Genomic DNA, 19,562 nt, shown 5'->3' on the forward strand with positions numbered 1-19,562 from the left:
GAGTCCGTGTGCAATGACTGACATTTATGAGACAACGATTATTGGTGGTGGCCCAGCTGGGTTATATGCGGCTTTTCAAGCTGGTTTGTACGGTTTAAATGGGCAATTATTAGAAGGCGATCAACAATTTGGGGGTAAGGTTGCGACTTATGCGGAGCGTGTGATTCACGATATTGGTGGGATACCTAACATCACAGGGCAGGATTTAATTCGGAATCTAACGACGCAGGCCACTTTTTATGACACACCGTTGCGAACGGATGCTTTAGTAACAGACGTCAAATATTTGGCTGACCAACACTATTATCAAATTGAGACGCCGGATGATCGGTATTATAGTCGAACCTTGATTTTAGCGATGGGTGGTGGCGTGGTCCGGCCTAAGCAATTACGGTTGTTTGAGGAACAGACTTTTGAAAATGTGCACTACGCACCAGCCAATCCCGAGGACTATCGGGATCAACGCGTGGTCTTAATTGGCCCCGGCTATAACTTGATGGAACTGGCGCCGCATTTGTTAGCGACTGCTAAATCAGTAGTCTGGTTAACAACCAAACGGCCTTTTGTGGATGAAGCAGCTGAAAAAGCGTTCTTAACTGCTTATCCACAGATTGACTATTACTGCCAGCCTTTGGCAAGTTATCAACAGGTGGACCAACGGGTGACGAGCATTACATTGGCGGATCAAACGCAGATCACATTTGATCAAGCCGTAGTCAGTCTTGGCTATCGACGCTCATTACAAACGCTTGATCAGTGGCAATTAACCGCAGAACAGATTGAAAAGCGTCCTGATATTTGGGTGATTGGCAATCAAATCCCAGATCGCGCTGGGATTAGCCTGTTAACAAGTGCTTTCCAAGATGGGATTACGGCGGTGACCGAGATTGTGGATCAATTTAAACCAACGACCAAAACGCCGATGGTCACGACGCATAATCCTGTTTTCCAGGCGGATACAAAAGCCTATTGGCAAGAACGATTACGATAGCCGTAATAACCAAAAGGACCTGATGCAAGTTTGGCATCAGGTCCTTTTAATTATTTAATGTTTTTTACGGCGGTGTAATTCCTGGCGACTTGGTAAATCGGCGACACTGCTAAATGAAGCTTTAGCAACCGGTTCATGTTCTGATTCAGTTGTTGGTTCAGCAGTAGCGGCTGTGACTGGTTCCGTGGGGGTTACTGGTGTACTTTCAGGTGTCTGGATTGTTACTACTGGTTCTGTTTCAAGTGGGATTTCAATGGGATCATTGATGTCAGTTTGGACAAAAATGGTGACCCGTTTTTTATTTTCAACGGTCGCCTTGGCTTCAGCAGTGACTTGTAATTGTTGTTCGAGCGTTTGCGCCATAAAGCCGGCTTCGAGTTGGAAGTCAGGTGTTTTAAAATCAGTGATTCGTTTAGTAACGATTGGTCCAGTGAGTTCAAAAAAGTATTGGTTTTTCTTTTGCTTTTTAAGCGTTAATTGCCCAAAGTTAATTTGTTCGAAGAATTGACTGAGATCCGCGATTGATTCTAACGGAAATTTAGTGGCTAATTGTTTACCAGCCCAATAACTAATGCCTTCAGTTTCATCACCTAAAATGAGCGGTAATAAGATATCGCGGAGCGTGGCTTGGGCTAGATAAGTAGCGGTTTGAGGGGTATCTGTGAGTTGTGTGTAAAGTGATTGAGTCACGACGGTGCTCCTTTTTAATAACATTTTTTAATTAAGATAGTTGTATTATACCGCGAAATCAGATTATTTTTTAGTATTTAAAGGTTAGTCGGTTGAATTTTAGGTAAAAAAAAGAGAAAATAGAGTTTACGAATGCATTTTGTGATGAAAAGAGAAAGACTACTATGAAGAAACAACCAATTGGTTTTATGGATTCCGGGGTTGGCGGTTTGACGCTGGTCAAAGAAGCCCGCAAACGCCTCCCAAATGAAGACATGGTGTTTATTGGTGATCAAGCACGATTACCTTACGGTGAAAAGCCGGCTGCCACCGTACGCGAATTTGCTTGGCAGATGGCTAATTTTCTCCGCCACCAAGAGATTAAGGCCTTAGTGATTGCTTGTAATACTGCCACTGCTGCGGCTTTACCCGATTTACAAGCCCAATTGGCCATTCCGGTAATTGGGGTTATTAAACCAGGGAGTATTGCAGCCTTACAAGCGACCCAAAATCAGCACGTCGGCGTGATTGCCACGACTGGGACGATTCAAAGTGCCGCTTATAGTCAACAAATTGCAGCTCTCAATCCTGATGTGCAAGTGACCGGGTTAGCCGCACCACAGTTTGTGACGATGATTGAAGCTAACCAACGACATGGGCAAGCCGTCCAAGCAAGCGTTAATCAGATTTTGCAACCCTTGCAACAAAGTAAGATTGATACCCTTGTTTTGGGTTGCACGCATTTTCCATTATTGACGAGCGCCATTCAAACGGCAGTTGGTCCTGACGTGACGTTGGTCAACCCAGCTGTCCAAGCGATTACGATGTTAGCAGAAGTCTTGAAGCAACAACAACAATTGGCGACAACCACGCCGGGTACGCTGAAGATGTACACAACCGGCTCTGTTGCCGCTTTTGAAGAGATTGCCCAGCAATGGCTTGCCCAACCCGATTTAACCGCACAACAAGTTGATATTCAAAAGGAGAAAAATGATGGTCCGGACCGATAATCGAGCAGCAAATGATGTACGCCCTGTCAAAGTACAGTGGCATTATTTGACGAAACAACCCGCTTCTGTCTTATGGCAGCGCGGGACGACCAAAGTATTGGCAGCGGTCACTGAACAAGCAAACACGGCAGTCACGTTGGTCGGCAGTGGTTTGACACCAGCGCAGACTGATTGGCTGCAACAAATGTTAACCACTTTATTAGCACCCGCTCTGGAAAAGACGGGGCTATTGGTGTCAGTCACGGTTTTAGAAGATGGTGGTAGTTTACTAGCAGAAGCTAGCAATGCCGTTTTTGGGGCCTTGCAATTATTACCTAAACAATGCTTACCTAATCGCGCAGCAGCTGTTACAGCTGTTTTAGTCGACAACGAAACGTTAGTTGATGCTAGTGATACGGAAGAAGCGGTTGCTGACAGTACGCTGTTAGTTGTGACCGATAATCAAGAACAAGTCTTAGCGATGACTTTACAAGGCACAATGGCGGTTAACAGCAGTCAGTTGAACGAATTGTTATTGGTCGCTAGCCAAGGCGGCACACGGACCGCCGAGCAGATTCAAGCGAGTTATCAACAAGCTATCCACCCAATCATTCAAAAGGAGCGTTCTGAGATGCCAACAATTGTGATTGCGACTAAAAACCCGGGCAAGGCCCAAGAATTTCATGCGATGTTTGAAAAAGAAGGCATCCAAATCAAAACCTTATTGGATTACCCGGAACTACCAGAAATTAATGAAACGGGGCAAACTTTTGAAGAAAATGCCCGCCTAAAGGCGGATCAGATTGCTGCTATTTTACAGCTACCAGTCTTGGCAGACGATTCTGGCTTAATGGTCGATGCGCTAAACGGACGGCCTGGAATTTATTCAGCGCGATTTGCCGGCGATCATAATGATGCTGGGAATAACGCTAAATTACTTTACGAATTAACCGGGGTGCCTGCTGAAAAACGGACAGCTCATTTCCATACAACGTTAGTGTTTGCGAAACCTGATCGGCCTAACGATGATTTAGTGGTTGAAGGTAGTGTCGACGGTCGGATTCTAGGAATTCCCCGTGGCGATAACGGTTTTGGTTACGATCCGTTGTTCTACGTGCCAGAACTAGATAAATCAATGGCTGAATTAGCAATGGCTGAGAAAAACGCAATTAGTCACCGAGCAAAAGCGATTGAAAATTTAGAACCACTTTGGCGTGATTGGTTAGCAAAATAGGAGGAATTAAGATGCGGTTAGTAGTAGTCAGTGATAGTCATGGCGATCGGGATATTTTGGTGCAATTGGTCGCGCATTATAGGGATGAAGCAGTCACTTTCTTACATTGTGGCGATTCCGAATTAACGACGACTGATGCCTTATTTCAACAAATGACGGTTGTTCAAGGCAACATGGATTTTAATGGTCACTTTCCAGAACAAGTGGTGGTGCCAATTGGGGCGCAAAGAGCCTTTTTAACACATGGTCATTTGTACGGTGTTAATTTTGATTTAACGCGGTTGATGTTAGCAGCCCAAGCACAAGGCGCGCAATTGGCTTTTTACGGGCACACACATCAGTTAGCCTGTGAAATGCATCAAGGGCTCTTGGTATTAAATCCGGGTAGTATTTCGCAACCGCGGGGCCAATTCCAAGCCTTAGGCGGGACCTATGCGGTTGTGGATATCACGCCGACTGACTACCAAGTTCAATATTATGACCGCCATTTTGAAAAAGTACCACAACTCCAATTTAAATTTAAAAGAGCTTAAAGTTAAAGACTATCCAAAGTTTAAGGGCTGTGGATAGTCTTTTTAGTTAGTGGTTTGATACAATATTAAACGTAGGTAATTAGAAGGAGGACACTGCATGATTTCAGATGCGTTTCAGAATTTATTACTCGAAAACAAAGAACATTTTTTAATTCCTGGTGAAATGGTCGCTAGCGTTCAGGAAAACAATTCATTAGAACATGCATTTATTCTCTTAACAACGGTTAAGTATTCAAGCATTCCGGTGCTCGATAACCATTCGAAGTTTAAAGGGATGTTAACGATGCCGCTAATCACAGAGACGATGTTAGGCCTCGATCATTTGAGTTTCGATAACCTGCGTAAAATGACCGTTCAAGACGTGATGCAAAAGGATGTCGTGACAATCAAAGATCCATACGATATTGAAGAAACACTCCATTTATTGGTCGATCATCCTTACTTACCGGTTATATCAGACGATGGCGAATTCACAGGGATTGTGACTCGCCGTGAGATGATGAAGAGTTTCAATCGGGTAGCTCATAATATTGAAAAAGAATATAATATAGTAAGATCGTCAAAAGTATAAGTGGAGGTTAGGATAATGAAAAAAATGATTATTGATGATTCTTTTTGGCAATTATTTCCTAAAGCACAGATTAATATTTTGAGAGCTGACGGGCTAGATAATACGGTAGATAAGCAACAAGATGCTTATTTCCAAGCCCGACTTCAAGCTGGTTCAGAGCGCGCACATGATTTTCTAGGAGCTGAACCGTTTAGTCAAAATGCGGTTGTGGCACAATGGCGAGAAGGGTTTACTAAATTTAAGACAAAAAAAGGTGCACGTTCATCAATTGAAGCTTTATTAAAGCGCATTGACCAGGGGCATACCTTTGAACCGATTAATCCATTAGTTGATTTATATAATAGTGTATCGTTGAAATACGCTGTCCCTTGTGGTGGTGAAGATATAGCCCAAATTGATGGGGATTTGCATCTTGGTGTTGCTCAAGGTGGGGAATCATTCCGACCTTTAGGGGCTCAAGAAGACGCACCGGCTTTACCGAATGAAGTCATTTATTATGATCAGACAGGCGCGATTTGTCGATGCTTGAATTGGCGAGAAGCTCAGCGAACGATGCTTCAAGAGCAAACGCAATCAGCTGTGCTAGTGATGGAATCTATTAATGATGAACAAGCCAAACGTGCTAATCAGGCAATGGCTGAACTTCAACAAGAAATTGAAGCCTATTTTAAAGTTAAGACTACTACGGCTGTCTTAACGCTAGAAACGCCATCTGTTACACTTTAATAGTGTAAAAAGGCGGTCGGACAAGTTTAATTTGTCCGACCGCCTTTTTTTTATGGTTAAATAGTAATACTAATTTTTTATAGCCGACAGTTATTGTTCTTAGGCCCGATCAAAGTAAATCGTTGCAATAGCTCCTAAAACGAGCATCACGGCGATTAATGCGATTGGCCCTAGTAGTGCGGCTAAACCACTCACGGCCGGCCATGCGGGGACAACGCCCGTTTCAGCGAGGATCCAGATGGCTGCTAGGATTACACCTAAAACGCCGGCGTAAACGTAGTGGGCATAGTGAGCGAGTAAATAATGCATGATTTTAGCGACAATCACGGTACCGATGACGGCCCCTAGCATAAATGGCAAGAGGAGAGCGACACTTTTGAAAGCTTCGCCTGCTTGTTCAAAGCGGCCAGTAACCAGATAAACGAGTAAATCGAGCAATTGGCTCACGGCGTGATAAACAGTCCCGTATTGCTTGATAATCATCAACATAATCGAACCCGACACACCGGGAATAACCATCAATGAAACGGAGAAAAAGCCGGTAAAGGTTAACATCCCAAAGTCTTGGAGGGATGTTAACTGTTTGATGGCGATGTCTGATTCGTTTTGATGACCACCAATTTTGGTAATCAATAACATTAAGCCACCACAGACAATGGCAATTAGCACTTGTTGCCAGGTTAGCTTTTTGAGTTTACGCCAGATGAACGGTAAGCTACCTAAAACAAGACCGATGAAGAAACTATAGGCGGCCAGTGGATAAGCAGTGCATAACCACAAAATGACTTTGGTCGATAATAATACACCGATGCCCGCGCCAATGCCGATTGGCCATAAAAAGCCAATTGCTTGGCGCCAATCTTGTTTGAATTGCGCGATGGCCTTTAATAATGGTTCATATAAACCAACGATGACGGCAAAGATACTACCAGATAAACCAGGAATAACGAGTGCGACACCGATCAGGGCGCCTTTGAGTGCATTAATTAGTGGCATAAGAGTGCTCCTTTGGCGGATAATTTAGTTGGTTAAATTCAATGAACTAGTGGGCAGGGTGATTCCAGCAGCGTTAATTGCTTGTAAGTAACCTTGTAAAAATAAACGTTGTGTCGTTGCTTGTTCACCGTTTAGTGTATGCATCATTACTTGGTAAGCAAGTGTGCCATCTGTTAAAGTCGAAACACCCAATAGTGTAGGGCCGTCTTTAATCTCAGGATGGCGTGGCACTAATTCGGTGTTGACTTGCTTAATAATTGATGCGAGTTGTTCGATATCGGTATCAGGATTGATCCGAATATTAATCAATACCCGCATATTGTTGCGGGAAAGGTTGCTGACAATTGAGATATTCCGGTTGGGGATGAAATTGAGCGTCCCATCGTAACTTTGGACTTGTGTGGTGCGCAGACCAATTGCGGTGACTGTCCCTTCAATGGTCCCAATTCGAACAGTATTGCCCACATCAAATTGTTGTTCGGCAAGAATGAAAAAGCCGGTAACAATATCGTTGACAAATCCTTGGGCCCCAAGCCCGACGGCTAAACTGAAGATTCCGGCACCGGCAATCAAGGTACCGACTGGGACCCCGATAATGCTGAGTAGGGCGTAAAGATAGAAGAAAATTAACAGATAAGCTAACGCGTTAGTCATTAAGGTATAGATGGTATTCATCCGATTATTAGAAAAACCATCCGCTTCACGATATTTACGAAAGGCGCGTTTGATAGTGAAGCGCCCGATACGACTAAGCAGGTAAAATAATAATGAAATTAAAATAATTTGGAAAAAACCGGTGATGAAAAGGCCTAATAGATGATCCCAATCGATGCTAGTCACGTAGCGCATAAAGATATTGGTTTGCTTTTGGACCGACTCGACAGGTGTTGCGGTTAGTGATTGAAAGAACATACTGACAAACTCCTTTAAAAGTGCGTAATTCTAGTTTAGCAAATGTTTAAAAAAATGACATCTAATATAGTATGATTATTTGAAGGTTGTATCGAATAATGCTATCCTAGAGACTGAGAAACAAGATAATAGACGACGAAATAGGAGGAACAAATTGATGACGGGTGGTCAAATTGCGGCGTTAATCGCTGCAGGGGCTTTTGCAGTTTTGGTTGTTTTTCTAATAGTGATGTTGTTGAAAGTCACTAAAGTTTTAACGCGTGTTTCCGAGACAGTCACTGAAGCCAATAAGAGCGTGACAATAATTACGAACGATGTAGACGTCCTTTCAAGACAGGTTGAAGGTCTATTAAACAAAACGAACGTTTTACTAGACGATGTCAACGGTAAAGTAGCAGATTTAGAGCCAGTTTTCCGAGCAGCCGGCGAATTAGGTGAGAGCGTTTCAAGTTTGAATGCTGCCAGTCGTGGTTTGACTGAGAAAGTGACAAGTGTTGGTCGCACGACTGCTAAAGCAACAGTCGCTTCTAAGATGGGGGCTAGTGCCCTTAGATTTTATCAAAATAAACGACAAACAAAAGATAAGGGGTAATTCACATGGCAAAAAAAGGCTTTTTATTCGGTGTTTTAGTGGGCGGTGCAGCAGCAATTGGTGCCACACTTTTATTAACGCCTAAAACGGGTAAAGAATTACAAAATAAATTAGTAGACTTGGGCGAAGATGCCATTGATCGCGCACAAGATTACTACTATTTAATGAACGAAACGGCTGCTGATCTTAAAGGAGAAGCGAAGTTCCATATGAACCGGATGCATGATTATGCGAGCGATTGGCAAGAAAATGCAGTGGATATCAAAGAACAAGCTAAGGCCCAATTCGATGAAAAAACCGCAGATTTAAAATCACAATTTGGTAGTAGCTTAGAACCAGCTGCCGAAGATTTTGATGATATTGTTATTGAAGGCAAGAGTGCTTTTGGTCAAGCCAAAGACGAAGCCGAAGAAAAAATGGCACCCGATTCATTAGGTGAATAAAAGAACGTTAAAAAGCCCTCACTTGATTGTGAGGGCTTTTTAATTTGGAGGGGTGATTCATTGTAACAACCTCCGTAGAAGTTACCCGTTTGGCATGGCACTTTATCTGAAACGTGCCATTAATTGCAACAACTTCCGCCTAATCTAAAAATACCATTAATCTCAAGATGCGAGATTAATGGTATTTTTTAATTAGTGCTCAGTTGCTAACCGTCACTAAAAGCACTCTTATTTTGAAATGTGCTTCAGCAGGCATATTTCTGCGGCTAGCTACGTATTGCAAAACGACCGGCAGAGCCGTTCATTCACAACACTAGGCAAAAGCTCAAAAGCTCCCCGTTAATGACGCACTCTTAGAATGTTTGTAGTTCTTTTGTCATATGTGTGAATGATTCTGCGCCTGTTTCTGTAACGTGGACACAGTCTTCAATCCGAACCCCGGCAACGCCTGGAATGTAAATCCCTGGTTCGATTGAGAAGCACATGCCTGGTTTGATAATCATGTCGTTACCTTCCATGATTGATGGGAATTCGTGTTCTGAAGTACCAATCCCATGACCTAAACGGTGAATGAAGTATTCGCCGTAACCGGCTTTCGTAATCACGTCACGGGCAATCTTATCTAATTCAGCAGCAGTGATACCGGGTTTCACTGCATCTTGGGCAGCTAAGTTTGCTTCAAGACAAACTTTGTGGATTTCAAGTGACTTAGCATCAGGTTTACCAAAAGCAACTGTCCGGGTGGCATCACTCATATAACCTTTGTGTAATGTCCCAAGATCAAAAAGCACTAATGCATCAGGCGTTAAAATGTTAGCTTCTGGGCCACCATGTGGGTTAGCAGCATTGATGCCAGATTGCACAATCGTGTCGAAACTCATATGCATGACACCTTTACGCATTAAAGCATATTCGATTTCAGCAACGATATCTTGTTCTGTTTTACCCGCTTTTAAAGCATTGAAACCAACTTCAAAGGCGTAGTCAGCTTCGCGGCCGGCTGCTTCCATTAAAGCAATTTCTGCAGGTGTTTTGATTAATTTTAAGTTTTCCATGAAGCGTGAGGCATCGCCAGGGAAAGTTGCGTTAGGGAATTGCTTTAGAATGGCTTCATAACGTTGAACGGGAAGATCATCTTTTTCAAGGGCCCAACGTGTTGGGTTGGCGATGCGTTTCTTGATTTGATCGGCGATGATAGCATATGGGTCTTCATGATCAAGGTAACCATAGACATCAAGTTTCCAGCCAGCTTTTTTGGCAGATTCAACTTCTAATTGTGGTGTAAATAGGAATGGGTCCTGATCTGCAAAAACGAAGAGCGCTAAAACCCGTTCTGCAGGATCACTTTCAAAACCAGTGAAATAGAGGATGTTCGTTGGATTACTAATGTAAGCCACATCCATATTATTCTCGACAAGCCAATTTTGTAATTGAGCTAATTGATTATTCATCTAAAGCACTTCCTTTACAGTTGATAATCACAGTATAGCACAGAAAATGTAAACGTTAATGTAAACTGCAAATGAAAACAAAAATGAAAATTTCATAAAAATGATGTAAACCGCTTGCATTTGCCTTAAATATCTGTTAAATTAGTCAAGAAGTGAAATGAAAACAAATGAAAATACAATATATTTTATTTTGCGAATGAAAGGAATCATTTTAAAATGGAAAAACAAACAATTACAATTTACGACGTTGCGCGCGAAGCTGACGTATCAATGGCGACCGTCTCACGGGTTGTTAACGGGAACCCAAACGTTAAACCTGCCACTCGCAAGAAAGTGCTGGAAGTTATCGATCGTTTAGACTATCGTCCTAATGCGGTTGCTCGTGGTTTGGCAAGTAAGAAAACAACAACGGTGGGGGTTATTATTCCAGACGTTAGTGATATTTACTTTGCTTCATTAGCACGTGGGATTGATGATGTTGCCACCATGTACAAGTACAACATCATTTTAGCGAACTCCGATGAAAACAATCAAAAGGAAGTTCAAGTATTGAATACCTTATTGGCTAAACAAGTGGATGGTTTAATCTACATGGGGCACAGTATCTCAGATGCAATCCGCGCTGAATTCGCCCGTTCTAAGACCCCAATCGTGTTAGCAGGTTCAATTGATCCAGATGAACAAGTTGGTAGTGTTAATATCGATTACGTTGCAGCCGTTAAGGACGCAACTTTGAAGTTAATCAAGAATGGTAACGAAAAAGTGGCCTTCATCTGTGGTAACTTAGACTTCCCAATCAACAGCAAATATCGTTTACGTGGCTATAAAGATGCCTTGAACGAAGCTGGTATTCCGTATGATGAAAGCTTAATTTTCGAAACAGAATACAGCTACAGTGCTGGTGAAGCCTTATTCGGTAAGGTTCAAGCAACTGGTGCAACTGCTGCTGTTGTCAGTGACGATGAATTAGCTGTCGGTGTTTTAAACGCTGCTGTTGATGCGGGTGTTAACATCCCAACTGACTTTGAAATTGTGACAAGCAATAACACGAAGTTAACGGAAATGGTTCGTCCTAAGATGACATCTATCTCACAACCTTTATATGATATGGGTGCTGTTGGGATGCGTCTTTTAACGAAGATGATGAATAAAGAAGAAATCGATGATAAGACAATCCTATTGCCATATAGCATCGTTGATCGTCAATCAACTAAATAAAACAAAAATAAGCGGTGATTACATATCTGTATGTAATCACCGCTTATTTTTTATTCTGATTGACTATCTTTGGGTTCACCGTATGTGATGGTCCCATAGCCGTTGTTGTAGCCCATATAATGTTCCCAGAATGATTCGTAATTGCTACTTGTACCACCAATTCCGAATTCATATTGCGTTGCTTCTGGGGTCCAATTATTGTAAAGCGAGGTGACTTTACCACTGTCAACCGTCCGTGTATCACCGTTAATGGAAACAATACCCGGTAGTTGACCAGTTGCTTTAACAACTTTACTACTTGTCACAGTGCTTGGTTTTTCATGATCTTCTTCAAGTTTCATAATACTTGGATCGTTTTGATAGACGCTATTGGCTAATTTAGCCCAGTAACGTTGGTTAATCATGCTTGAACTATCGGTTAAGTTGCGACCGGTGCTATCATAACCCATCCAAGAAGCAAGGGTGATCCCTGGTGTACTACCGATAAACCATACATCACGGTTATCATTATTAGTCCCGGTTTTACCAACTAAGTTATTGGTATTGAAGTAGAGCTGATCGCTTAATTGCGTTGCAGTCCCATCAGTATCCGTTAAGACCCCCGATAACATTTGGTTCATGATGTAACTGGTAGCTTTCGAGAAGACTTTAGTTTTCTTAGAGTGATGTTTGTAAATGATATTACCAGCAGGGTCAGTAATTTTATCAATTACATAAGCGTCAACGTGTTGGCCTTCATCAGCAAATGTTGTAAAGGCACTTGCTTGGGCGAGCACACTAATCCCATCTTTGGTTCCCCCTAAAGCAAGACCCAATTGACTATATTCATCATCAGAAAGGTGAATCCCCATCTTATCCATATAGGTCGCAGGGTTAGTTGTTTTTCGTAACTTATTGTATAAGTTAACGGTAGGAATATTAAGGGATTGGGCTAAAGCCTTATCCGCGGGAATGAACTTGTTCTGAATCGTATTACCGTAATCGGTTGGGGCATATGTTTTGAAGTTGGTTTTAAAGTCAGCCAACATTGTTTTAGAACCAATTAATTTTTGATCAATTGCGGGGCCATAAACCAAGAGTGGTTTAATGGTTGAACCCGGTGATCGTTTAGTCAACATATAGTTAGTTTGTTTGAGAGAGAAGTCACGGCCCCCAACAAATGAAATCACTTTACCAGTCCGGTTATCGAGTAAGACACTCCCGTTTTGAACGGGTGTGTCACCAACTGATTGCAGACCAGTAATCGGATCGGTTGTTGTATCTTGATAGGTTGGCCCAAAAGAACTACCTTCTTGTTTGACGATTTCTTGCATAGAATCGTAGATATCTTTGTCAATTGTACTATGGATCTGATAACCCTTAGTACTTAGGAGTTCAGTTGCTTTTGTTTCATATTGTTTATAAAGCGTTGGACTACTATTAAGTTTCTTGGTCGAAACATTGGCTTCATTAGCGAGTTGTTTTGTCATGATGTCAGTTGCTTGTGATTCCAAAAGGTTATAAACGTAACCATAACGCTTAGAAGTTGATTCAGGTTCCGCTTTGGCTTGGAATTCACTCGTTAAATCGACTTTTTTAGCAGCTTGGTATTCTGCTTTGGTAATGCGATGATCACGATACATCCGGAACAAAACGGTATTCTTACGATCGAGTCCGTATTTCAAGTATTCAGGATCTTTCAAGGTACCGTCTTGATCGTACGGTGTATAGACGGAAGGACTTTGAGGAAGACCAGCAATATAAGCGGCTTCGGCTAATGTAAGATTCTTGGCATCCTTTCCAAATAATCCTTGAGCGGCTTCTTGCACACCAGCAACATTTTGGCCTTTATTATTACGACCGAGAGTTGCGATGTTTAAGTAATCTTGTAAGATTTCCTTTTTCGTGAAGTATTTGTCAACGCGTAAAGCAAGTAAAACTTCAGTTGCTTTACGTTTGAAGGTTACTTGGGATGTTAAGACTTGCATCTTGATTAACTGCTGCGTTAATGTCGAACCACCAGTTTGAGAACCAAAGCCGGTTAAATCAGAGATGACAGCTCGTAATAGGGCCTTTGGAACGACCCCTTGATGTTTATAGAAGTCTTCATCTTCGGTTGCGACAATCGCATCGGTTAAATAAGGCGACATCTCATTGATGCTGACAGGTGTTCGCGAAAGGTCGGTTTTAATTGCGCCAAATTTTGTGTTCTTGGCAAAATACAGACCAGCCGCTTGATCAGTGTTATCAAGTTGTTGTTTAAGCACCTGATAACTTGGGACTGGTTCTTCTTTCATCAACGCGGCAAAATAGCCGGCGCCAATCCCGAGTCCTAAGGCAAACATAATCAAACCGATTGAGATACCGTAGAGGACTAAACTTTTAAGTGCTTCTAAGAAAACGTTAAGCTTAAAAGTGAGGGGTTTAGCACTAAATTGATCGACAAATGTCCGATTCTGATCTTTGTCTTGATGGTTAAACCAATTATTAAGCCAAGGCATGGAATGTGATAATTTCGTTTTAATCTTGGAAAATAGCGTATTGACTTTGCGACGCCCTTTAGAGATGAGGGCTGATGCGTGCTTTTGCCGTTGGCTGGAACGCTGCTTTGAATCTTTCAAATAATAACGCCACCTTTTTTCTCATACTGTCCAATATTATATAATAGTTTTTCTGAATATTATACCTGTATTTAAATTTGTAAGGTAAATGAAAAATATGGCATCGTCATACCAATCAATATTCAGGCAGTGATTGGCATTGTAGTGGAAACGCTAACTGTCATGTATACCAATATTTCAACGACGATTTAAAATTAAAATGCTTGCAAATGAAAGAAGGCTGCTTTATAATTGGACTATACCAATGGTTCTTTGAATTCTAAATTATGAGGAGACTATCACGATGAAAATTATTAAAGTAAAAGATCAAGTAGAAGGCGGCCAAAAAGGCTTTGAAATCTTCAAAGAAGGTTTAGCAAACGATGCAAAAGTTTTTGGTTTAGCAACTGGTAGTTCACCAATTAAATTCTACGAAACAGTTGTTGCCAGCGACTTAGATTTCACAAATTGTATATCAGTTAACTTGGATGAATATGTTGGTTTATCAGCTGACAACAGCCAAAGTTACCACTATTTCATGAAAGAAAACCTATTTAATAAGAAACCATTTGCAAAATCATACTTACCAAACGGTTTAGCAAGTGATATTCCTGCTGAATTAAAACGTTATGACCAAGTGATTGCTGATAACCCAGTAGACATCCAAATTCTTGGTATCGGCCAAAACGGTCACATCGGATTTAACGAACCAGGTGCTGCTTTTGATAGCAACACACAAGAAGTACAATTAACAGAATCAACCATCAAAGCGAACGCGCGTTTCTTCGAAAACGAAGCAGACGTGCCAACAAAAGCAATTTCAATGGGAATTGGTTCCATTTTAAAGGCTAAGAAAATTGTCTTGTTCGCATATGGCGAATCAAAAGCTGAAGCCATCAAAGGTACAGTAGAAGGCCCACAAACAACAGACGTCCCAGCAAGTGCCTTGCAACTACACGACGACGTGACAATCATCGTAGACGAAGCAGCAGCAAGCTTGTTAAGTAAATAAGAGTGCTGATTCGAACGATTTGGCTTTGAGGATTAACCGTAAAAGGCAGTTCGAAGAAGCACGTTTCAAAATAGAGTGCGTAATAAGCCGGTTATCTTCTGAGGATTAGCCTAGGCTCGTGAATAAGCGCCAAAGGCGATTATTTGCGATGTGTAACTAACCGGAAGAGTATGCCTGATGGAGTACATTTCAAAATAGAGTGCGTTTCAAAAAGCACGTTTCCACAAAAAAGGCCCCACATCCAAATCACGATGTGGGGGCTTTTTTGCTTGTATTATTTTAGCGTTGCCATTACTTTTGCCATTGCGGCTTGTTGATAGGCTAGCGCTGCTTTTTTAGCAACTGCTTGTTGTTGCGTTGCAGTCATTGCCGGATTGGTTTGCATGGCAGCCATCACAGCTTGTTTGCCGGCGTTAGTGGCGCCGGCTTTGATTTGGGCTTGTTGACGCTTCAAGGTTTTAGCGAGTTGTTTAGCTTGCGTATCGCTTAAAACGAGCCAACCTTTAGCAACTTTGAAGGTATTGTGGCGACTCACAAATTCGTGGTCATTACCAGAAATCCCGAACCAGAATTTAGCCGCATCATTTTTATAAACACGGTATTTCGTCGTGGTTACTAAGGCAGCCTTATCAGCATTCTTTTGAACAAGATTGGTTGTCTTTTCGGTTTGGGTTGCTTTAGGTTTACTTTGATGGCTATCAGTCCGATAAAGGTAAACTTTTTCGGTACCATTACCAAGTGGGTGATAGAGCAACATTGACATGCCTTTTGCATCCGCACTTGAAACGAGAGTTTGCGTCTTAGTTTCAGTGACTGTTTTCATCCCATAATGATTGTGATCATTTTGAACAATGAAAAAGAGTGACGCCATAAAAATGAGACCGAAAATCGTCATTAAAATTGGGCGCCACATTTTTTGACCGAAGATTGACGAGAAGAATAACGCAAGTGTACTAATAATGAGTGTAATAACGATCATGCTTTGGCACCTCCGTTAATAGTTGATTTCTTAGAGGAGAGGAAGAATGTGATAATGAAGCCGATGACACAGAAAATGACAGCGACGATAAAGGCAGCGTGGTAGCCTGAAAGCGTTGCATTAATCATTTTATCGCGGAAGGCCAATGGCAAGGTTTTAATCATGTGCGTGCTTGGCATATTATTTTTAGTAACACTTGAAAGCACACTGATTAAGATCGCGGTCCCGATTGAGCTGGCAACTTGCCGGAAAGTATTATTAACAGCTGTCCCATGACTGATTAAGTTCATTGGTAAAGCATTCATCCCAGAAGTTGTAACAGGCATCATGACCATTGAAATCCCAAACATCCGAACAGCATATAAAACGACGATGTAGATGATTGGGGTCTTAGCAGTTAAGAAAATAAAGGGGGCGGTTGCACTCATCAATAAGAACATCCCAGTCATAGCCAAGCGTTTCGCACCGTATTTATCAAAAATACGACCCGTAATTGGCATCATAATCCCCATCATGAGGGAACCAGCTAATAAGGTTAACCCAGAATGGAAGGCAGATTCGCCACGAATATTTTGAATGTATAATGGTAGGACCATTTCGGCACCGACCATCGCCATGTTTGTCACACCACTTAAAATAGCGGCAATTGTGAAGACGGGTGATTTGAAGACGCGCAGTTCCAAGAAGGGATTTTCCATTGTGAGTTGACGCCAGATGAATAAGGCAATCACGACGACACCGATGGCTAAAGTGGTGAGGACAAGTGTATCGCCCCAGCCTTTATCCCCAACTTCAGAGAAGCCATAGAGTAAACTCCCAAAACCGACAGTTGATAAAATAATCGAAGGAACATCAATTTTAGGTTTTGAAAGTTGAATAACACTCTTCATTTGGAAACTAGCGAGGACTAAGACAAGAATCACGATTGGAATAATCATGCCGAATAAAACCCGCCAGTTGTATGAATCGATAATCCAGCCTGAAAGGGTAGGTCCTAAGGCCGGTGCAAGACCGATAACGATTCCGGCCATACCCATGGCAGTGCCCCGTTTTTCAGGTGGGAAAATTGTGAGCATAATGGTTTGTAAGATGGGCATTGAAATCCCAACACCGGCAGCTTGAATCAGACGGCCGATTAATAAAGTTGCAAATGAGCTCGTTGGAGCGATGTAACAAATAATGGTCCCCAGTAAAAAGACAGTCATTGCTGACATGTAGAGAACCTTTGAATTGAAACGGTTAATTAACCAAGCACTAATGGGGATCATAATCCCGTTGACTAGTAAGAAACCGGTTGTGAGCCATTGGACGGCTGAAGTGGACACGTCAAATGCTTTCATTAATGTGGGGAAAGCAGTTGATAGAATCGTCTGGTTTAAGACAGTACAGAAAGTACCAATCAATAAGACCAAGACTAAGACTGTCCGGTTGTATGGTTTCCCATGAATATCTAATGGTCTAGAGTCTGACAAGATAAAAATCTCCTTTACGTTTTGTTGATGCGGTTTATTAGTTTAGTCGCATTTTCAGTCTTTGTCAAGTAAGTTGACAAGAGTGTCATTTGACTTGACAAGTTTTTTAGATAATCTATAATGAAATTTATTAATAGGAACGGAGTGGGGACTTGCAAAAAGACCTTTTTTTAAAGTTGATAGATACGGATCGATTAATTTTTGGGATTAGTGAAGTTTGTAAGATGGCAGGGGTAACCCCGCGTCAACTCCGCTACTGGGAGCAAAAGGGCTATATTAAGGCCCGCGAAACAAACGGCAATAAGGCCCGTGAATATGATGCCCATACAATGATTAAAGCGATTTTCATCAAGCACTTTTTAGATGAAGGGTATACGTTGGGCGTTGCGGTCCAAAAAATTCAAAAGCACATGGCTAATATGAAAGTTGTTCGCTCAATTATTCGCGAGCACTTCCAAGGTATTGAAGAAATTGATGGCGAAATGGCTGTTAACCTCGGCTATTTTGATGATACGAAACAACAAATGCTATATGCGATTGTCAAAGAGGGGCATTCAACTTTTAAATTAGTGGATGCACCAACAAAAGAATAAACATAACAAAAAAACGGTAGCCAATTGGCTACCGTTTTTTGATGTGTTTATATTCTAATTAACGTGTTAAACGATAAATTGCGTCAGCATAGATGGCAATCGCGTTCATAATATCTTCGATATGCATGTATTCATTTGCTTGATGCATAACGTTTTCGCGATCTTCTGGTAAAGCACCAAAAGCAACACCACGTTCTAAGATCCGACCGTATGTGCCACCACCGATAACTTGTTCGTGACCTTTAAGACCGGTTTGATCTTCAAAGACTTGTAATAAAGTTGCCACTAATTTGTCATCGCCAGGGACATAGTGAGGTGCTTGTGCATGGCCTTCGATTGTTACGTCAGCTACATCACTAAGTGTCTTAGCAAGGCCATCGCGTGTGCTTTCATCAGTCACACCTTTAGGATAGCGAACGTTTAAGAGAACCGATGCAACACCGTCTTGTGTGTAGTTGAAGACAGCAGGACAAGCTGTTAAATCACCCATTACATCGTCTGTATGGTTGATGTTTAAGAGGTGACCACGTGAGTCTTCATGCATTAAACGTGCAATTGTACCGATGTAGTTGCCACCTTTAGCATCTAGCGCAAAATCAGCTAAGAATGTTGCCAAGTGAGTTGCAGCATTGACACCAGCTTTAGGTTCTTGGGCATGTGAGCCTTTACCGATTAAATCGATCACTGTTTGGTCACCATCAGTTGTGATTGTGCCTTGTAGTTGATGTTCAGATACATAAGCATCAAACTTAGCTTGGAAATCAGCTGGCATTGTACCAGTTAAGATAGCCTTGGCAGTTTGAGGCACCATGTTCGCACGTAAACCAGATTTGAAGCTGACCAATGTCATTTCGCCATCAGCACCATCAACTGGTTTGAAAGTGATCATGTATGACACAATCCCTTTTTCACCATTGATGATTGGGAAGTTAGCATCTGGTGAGATAGCAAAATCAGGTTTTGGTTCAACTTCTAGATAACGGTTGATACCAACCCATTCACTTTCTTCGTCAGTCCCGAAAATGAAGTGAACTTTTTTGTTCAATTTAATATCGTTGTCTTTTAATAATTTAAGCGCATAGTATGCTGCAATTGATGGGCCTTTGTCATCTGATGAACCACGGGCATAAATCTTGCCGTCTTTGATAACTGGTTCAAAAGGATTTGTTTCCCAACCGTCACCGGCAGGAACCACGTCAACGTGACCTAAGATACCAAAAATTTCGTCGCCACTACCAAATTCAATCCGGCCAGCAACGTTTTCGATGTTTTTAGTTGTAAAACCGTCACGATCAGCGATTGCTAACATTTGTAGCAAGGCATCACGAGGGCCAGGGCCAAGCGGTGCATCGTCTTCTTTATGTTCAACGTCACGCGCGCTATTAATCTTGAGTAAACTTGTTAAGTCGGTAAGCATTTGATCTTTATACTTTGCCGCTTCTTGTTGCCAATTCAATGTCATTGCAGTCCCAGCTTTCTTTGTTAAATTTTAACCAAGGTGCGGTTAATCTAAAATTAGGATAACCTCATTCTAGCATATTTACTCACAATTAAAAAGCGCTTCCTCCTAAAAAAGAACGGCCGTTAACAATTACTTTTAAC

The 19,562-nt window shown here is 41.8% G+C and carries 19 protein-coding genes; 11 read left to right on the forward strand and 8 right to left on the reverse strand.

The features are described 5' to 3' along the window. Positions 1-13 precede the first annotated feature (13 nt). The gene (locus tag C0213_02010) at positions 14-991 is read left to right on the forward strand and encodes a hypothetical protein (GenBank protein ID AUX11261.1); all 978 of its coding nucleotides are present in this window, start codon (positions 14-16) and stop codon (positions 989-991) included. Between the two features lie 54 nt (positions 992-1,045). Here C0213_02010 and C0213_02015 read toward each other — a convergent pair whose 3' ends face one another. Further along, positions 1,046-1,705, reverse strand: a complete 660-nt coding sequence (locus tag C0213_02015; protein ID AUX11262.1) for a DUF2507 domain-containing protein — start codon at positions 1,703-1,705, stop codon at positions 1,046-1,048. A 140-nt stretch (positions 1,706-1,845) separates the two neighbouring features. Here C0213_02015 and C0213_02020 point away from each other — a divergent pair, with 140 nt between their 5' ends. The 5 genes from C0213_02020 (at position 1,846) to C0213_02040 (ending at position 5,713) form a co-directional block, all read left to right on the forward strand. Next, entirely contained in the window at positions 1,846-2,670 is an 825-nt protein-coding gene (locus C0213_02020; GenBank protein AUX11263.1) for a glutamate racemase, read from the forward strand. Next, a complete protein-coding gene (locus C0213_02025) occupies positions 2,654-3,883 on the forward strand; it encodes an XTP/dITP diphosphatase (GenBank protein ID AUX11264.1) in 1,230 nt (409 codons plus the stop codon). Before C0213_02020 ends, C0213_02025 begins: the two co-directional genes overlap by 17 nt. Before the next feature lie 11 nt (positions 3,884-3,894). Then, positions 3,895-4,416 carry a YfcE family phosphodiesterase gene (locus tag C0213_02030; protein ID AUX11265.1) on the forward strand — a complete coding sequence of 174 codons (522 nt, stop codon included), beginning with the start codon at positions 3,895-3,897 and terminating at the stop codon, positions 4,414-4,416. Positions 4,417-4,513: 97 nt separating this feature from the next. Further along, positions 4,514-4,987: a CBS domain-containing protein gene (locus C0213_02035; protein ID AUX11266.1), complete on the forward strand. Its 474-nt coding sequence runs from the start codon at positions 4,514-4,516 to the stop codon at positions 4,985-4,987. 15 nt (positions 4,988-5,002) lie between these two features. Further along, positions 5,003-5,713 (forward strand): hypothetical protein, encoded by a 711-nt coding sequence (locus C0213_02040; protein ID AUX11267.1) that lies wholly within the window; start codon positions 5,003-5,005, stop codon positions 5,711-5,713. A gap of 99 nt (positions 5,714-5,812) precedes the next feature. Here the strand turns inward: C0213_02040 and C0213_02045 are convergent, their stop codons facing one another. Together C0213_02045 and C0213_02050 are read right to left on the reverse strand one after the other, a co-directional pair. Next, positions 5,813-6,709: a DUF368 domain-containing protein gene (locus C0213_02045; protein ID AUX11268.1), complete on the reverse strand. Its 897-nt coding sequence runs from the start codon at positions 6,707-6,709 to the stop codon at positions 5,813-5,815. A 24-nt stretch (positions 6,710-6,733) separates the two neighbouring features. Then, complete coding sequence (locus C0213_02050; GenBank protein AUX11269.1) at positions 6,734-7,621, reverse strand: mechanosensitive ion channel protein MscS; 888 nt, start codon at positions 7,619-7,621, stop codon at positions 6,734-6,736. 157 nt (positions 7,622-7,778) lie between these two features. On the opposite strand from C0213_02050, the gene C0213_02055 reads away from it, so the two are divergent. Both C0213_02055 and C0213_02060 read left to right on the forward strand, forming a co-directional pair. Continuing rightward, positions 7,779-8,213 carry a DUF948 domain-containing protein gene (locus C0213_02055; protein ID AUX11270.1) on the forward strand — a complete coding sequence of 145 codons (435 nt, stop codon included), beginning with the start codon at positions 7,779-7,781 and terminating at the stop codon, positions 8,211-8,213. A gap of 5 nt (positions 8,214-8,218) precedes the next feature. After that, positions 8,219-8,656, forward strand: coding sequence for a YtxH domain-containing protein (locus tag C0213_02060; GenBank protein ID AUX11271.1), 438 nt, complete (start codon positions 8,219-8,221; stop codon positions 8,654-8,656). A gap of 353 nt (positions 8,657-9,009) precedes the next feature. Here the strand turns inward: C0213_02060 and C0213_02065 are convergent, their stop codons facing one another. Next, a complete protein-coding gene (locus C0213_02065) occupies positions 9,010-10,107 on the reverse strand; it encodes a peptidase M24 family protein (GenBank protein ID AUX11272.1) in 1,098 nt (365 codons plus the stop codon). A 216-nt stretch (positions 10,108-10,323) separates the two neighbouring features. Here C0213_02065 and ccpA point away from each other — a divergent pair, with 216 nt between their 5' ends. After that, a complete protein-coding gene (ccpA, locus tag C0213_02070) occupies positions 10,324-11,325 on the forward strand; it encodes a catabolite control protein A (protein AUX11273.1) in 1,002 nt (333 codons plus the stop codon). Between the two features lie 50 nt (positions 11,326-11,375). Here ccpA and C0213_02075 read toward each other — a convergent pair whose 3' ends face one another. Continuing rightward, positions 11,376-13,925, reverse strand: a complete 2,550-nt coding sequence (locus C0213_02075) for a carboxypeptidase (GenBank protein ID AUX11274.1) — start codon at positions 13,923-13,925, stop codon at positions 11,376-11,378. A 283-nt stretch (positions 13,926-14,208) separates the two neighbouring features. Between C0213_02075 and C0213_02080 the strand changes: the two genes are divergently transcribed. Beyond that, entirely contained in the window at positions 14,209-14,916 is a 708-nt protein-coding gene (locus C0213_02080) for a glucosamine-6-phosphate deaminase (GenBank protein AUX11275.1), read from the forward strand. Positions 14,917-15,190: 274 nt separating this feature from the next. On the opposite strand, the gene C0213_02085 is transcribed toward C0213_02080, so the two are convergent. Beyond that, on the reverse strand, positions 15,191-15,895 hold the full coding sequence (locus C0213_02085; protein AUX11276.1) for a DUF4811 domain-containing protein: 705 nt from the start codon (positions 15,893-15,895) through the stop codon (positions 15,191-15,193). Further along, positions 15,892-17,367 carry an MFS transporter gene (locus C0213_02090; GenBank protein ID AUX11277.1) on the reverse strand — a complete coding sequence of 492 codons (1,476 nt, stop codon included), beginning with the start codon at positions 17,365-17,367 and terminating at the stop codon, positions 15,892-15,894. The genes C0213_02085 and C0213_02090 overlap by 4 nt, the downstream gene beginning before the upstream one ends. A 152-nt stretch (positions 17,368-17,519) precedes the next feature. On the opposite strand from C0213_02090, the gene C0213_02095 reads away from it, so the two are divergent. Then, entirely contained in the window at positions 17,520-17,960 is a 441-nt protein-coding gene (locus C0213_02095; protein AUX11278.1) for a MerR family transcriptional regulator, read from the forward strand. A gap of 58 nt (positions 17,961-18,018) precedes the next feature. Here C0213_02095 and C0213_02100 read toward each other — a convergent pair whose 3' ends face one another. Further along, on the reverse strand, positions 18,019-19,422 hold the full coding sequence (locus tag C0213_02100) for a dipeptidase PepV (protein ID AUX11279.1): 1,404 nt from the start codon (positions 19,420-19,422) through the stop codon (positions 18,019-18,021). Between the last annotated feature and the right edge of the window lie 140 nt (positions 19,423-19,562).

The sequence above is a fragment of the Latilactobacillus sakei genome, assembly GCA_002953655.1.
GTDB classification, from domain to species: Bacteria; Bacillota; Bacilli; order Lactobacillales; family Lactobacillaceae; genus Latilactobacillus; species Latilactobacillus sakei_A.

Bases quoted from the DNA above. Each gene is read 5' to 3' on its own strand.
- C0213_02010 (AUX11261.1), top strand. From the start codon at position 14: ATGACTGACATTTATGAGACAACGATTATTGGTGGTGGCCCAGCTGGG.
- C0213_02015 (AUX11262.1), bottom strand. From the start codon at position 1,705: ATGTTATTAAAAAGGAGCACCGTCGTGACTCAATCACTTTACACACAA.
- C0213_02020 (AUX11263.1), top strand. From the start codon at position 1,846: ATGAAGAAACAACCAATTGGTTTTATGGATTCCGGGGTTGGCGGTTTG.
- C0213_02025 (AUX11264.1), top strand. From the start codon at position 2,654: ATGGTCCGGACCGATAATCGAGCAGCAAATGATGTACGCCCTGTCAAA.
- C0213_02030 (AUX11265.1), top strand. From the start codon at position 3,895: ATGCGGTTAGTAGTAGTCAGTGATAGTCATGGCGATCGGGATATTTTG.
- C0213_02035 (AUX11266.1), top strand. From the start codon at position 4,514: ATGATTTCAGATGCGTTTCAGAATTTATTACTCGAAAACAAAGAACAT.
- C0213_02040 (AUX11267.1), top strand. From the start codon at position 5,003: ATGAAAAAAATGATTATTGATGATTCTTTTTGGCAATTATTTCCTAAA.
- C0213_02045 (AUX11268.1), bottom strand. From the start codon at position 6,709: ATGCCACTAATTAATGCACTCAAAGGCGCCCTGATCGGTGTCGCACTC.
- C0213_02050 (AUX11269.1), bottom strand. From the start codon at position 7,621: ATGTTCTTTCAATCACTAACCGCAACACCTGTCGAGTCGGTCCAAAAG.
- C0213_02055 (AUX11270.1), top strand. From the start codon at position 7,779: ATGACGGGTGGTCAAATTGCGGCGTTAATCGCTGCAGGGGCTTTTGCA.
- C0213_02060 (AUX11271.1), top strand. From the start codon at position 8,219: ATGGCAAAAAAAGGCTTTTTATTCGGTGTTTTAGTGGGCGGTGCAGCA.
- C0213_02065 (AUX11272.1), bottom strand. From the start codon at position 10,107: ATGAATAATCAATTAGCTCAATTACAAAATTGGCTTGTCGAGAATAAT.
- ccpA (AUX11273.1), top strand. From the start codon at position 10,324: ATGGAAAAACAAACAATTACAATTTACGACGTTGCGCGCGAAGCTGAC.
- C0213_02080 (AUX11275.1), top strand. From the start codon at position 14,209: ATGAAAATTATTAAAGTAAAAGATCAAGTAGAAGGCGGCCAAAAAGGC.
- C0213_02085 (AUX11276.1), bottom strand. From the start codon at position 15,895: ATGATCGTTATTACACTCATTATTAGTACACTTGCGTTATTCTTCTCG.
- C0213_02100 (AUX11279.1), bottom strand. From the start codon at position 19,422: ATGACATTGAATTGGCAACAAGAAGCGGCAAAGTATAAAGATCAAATG.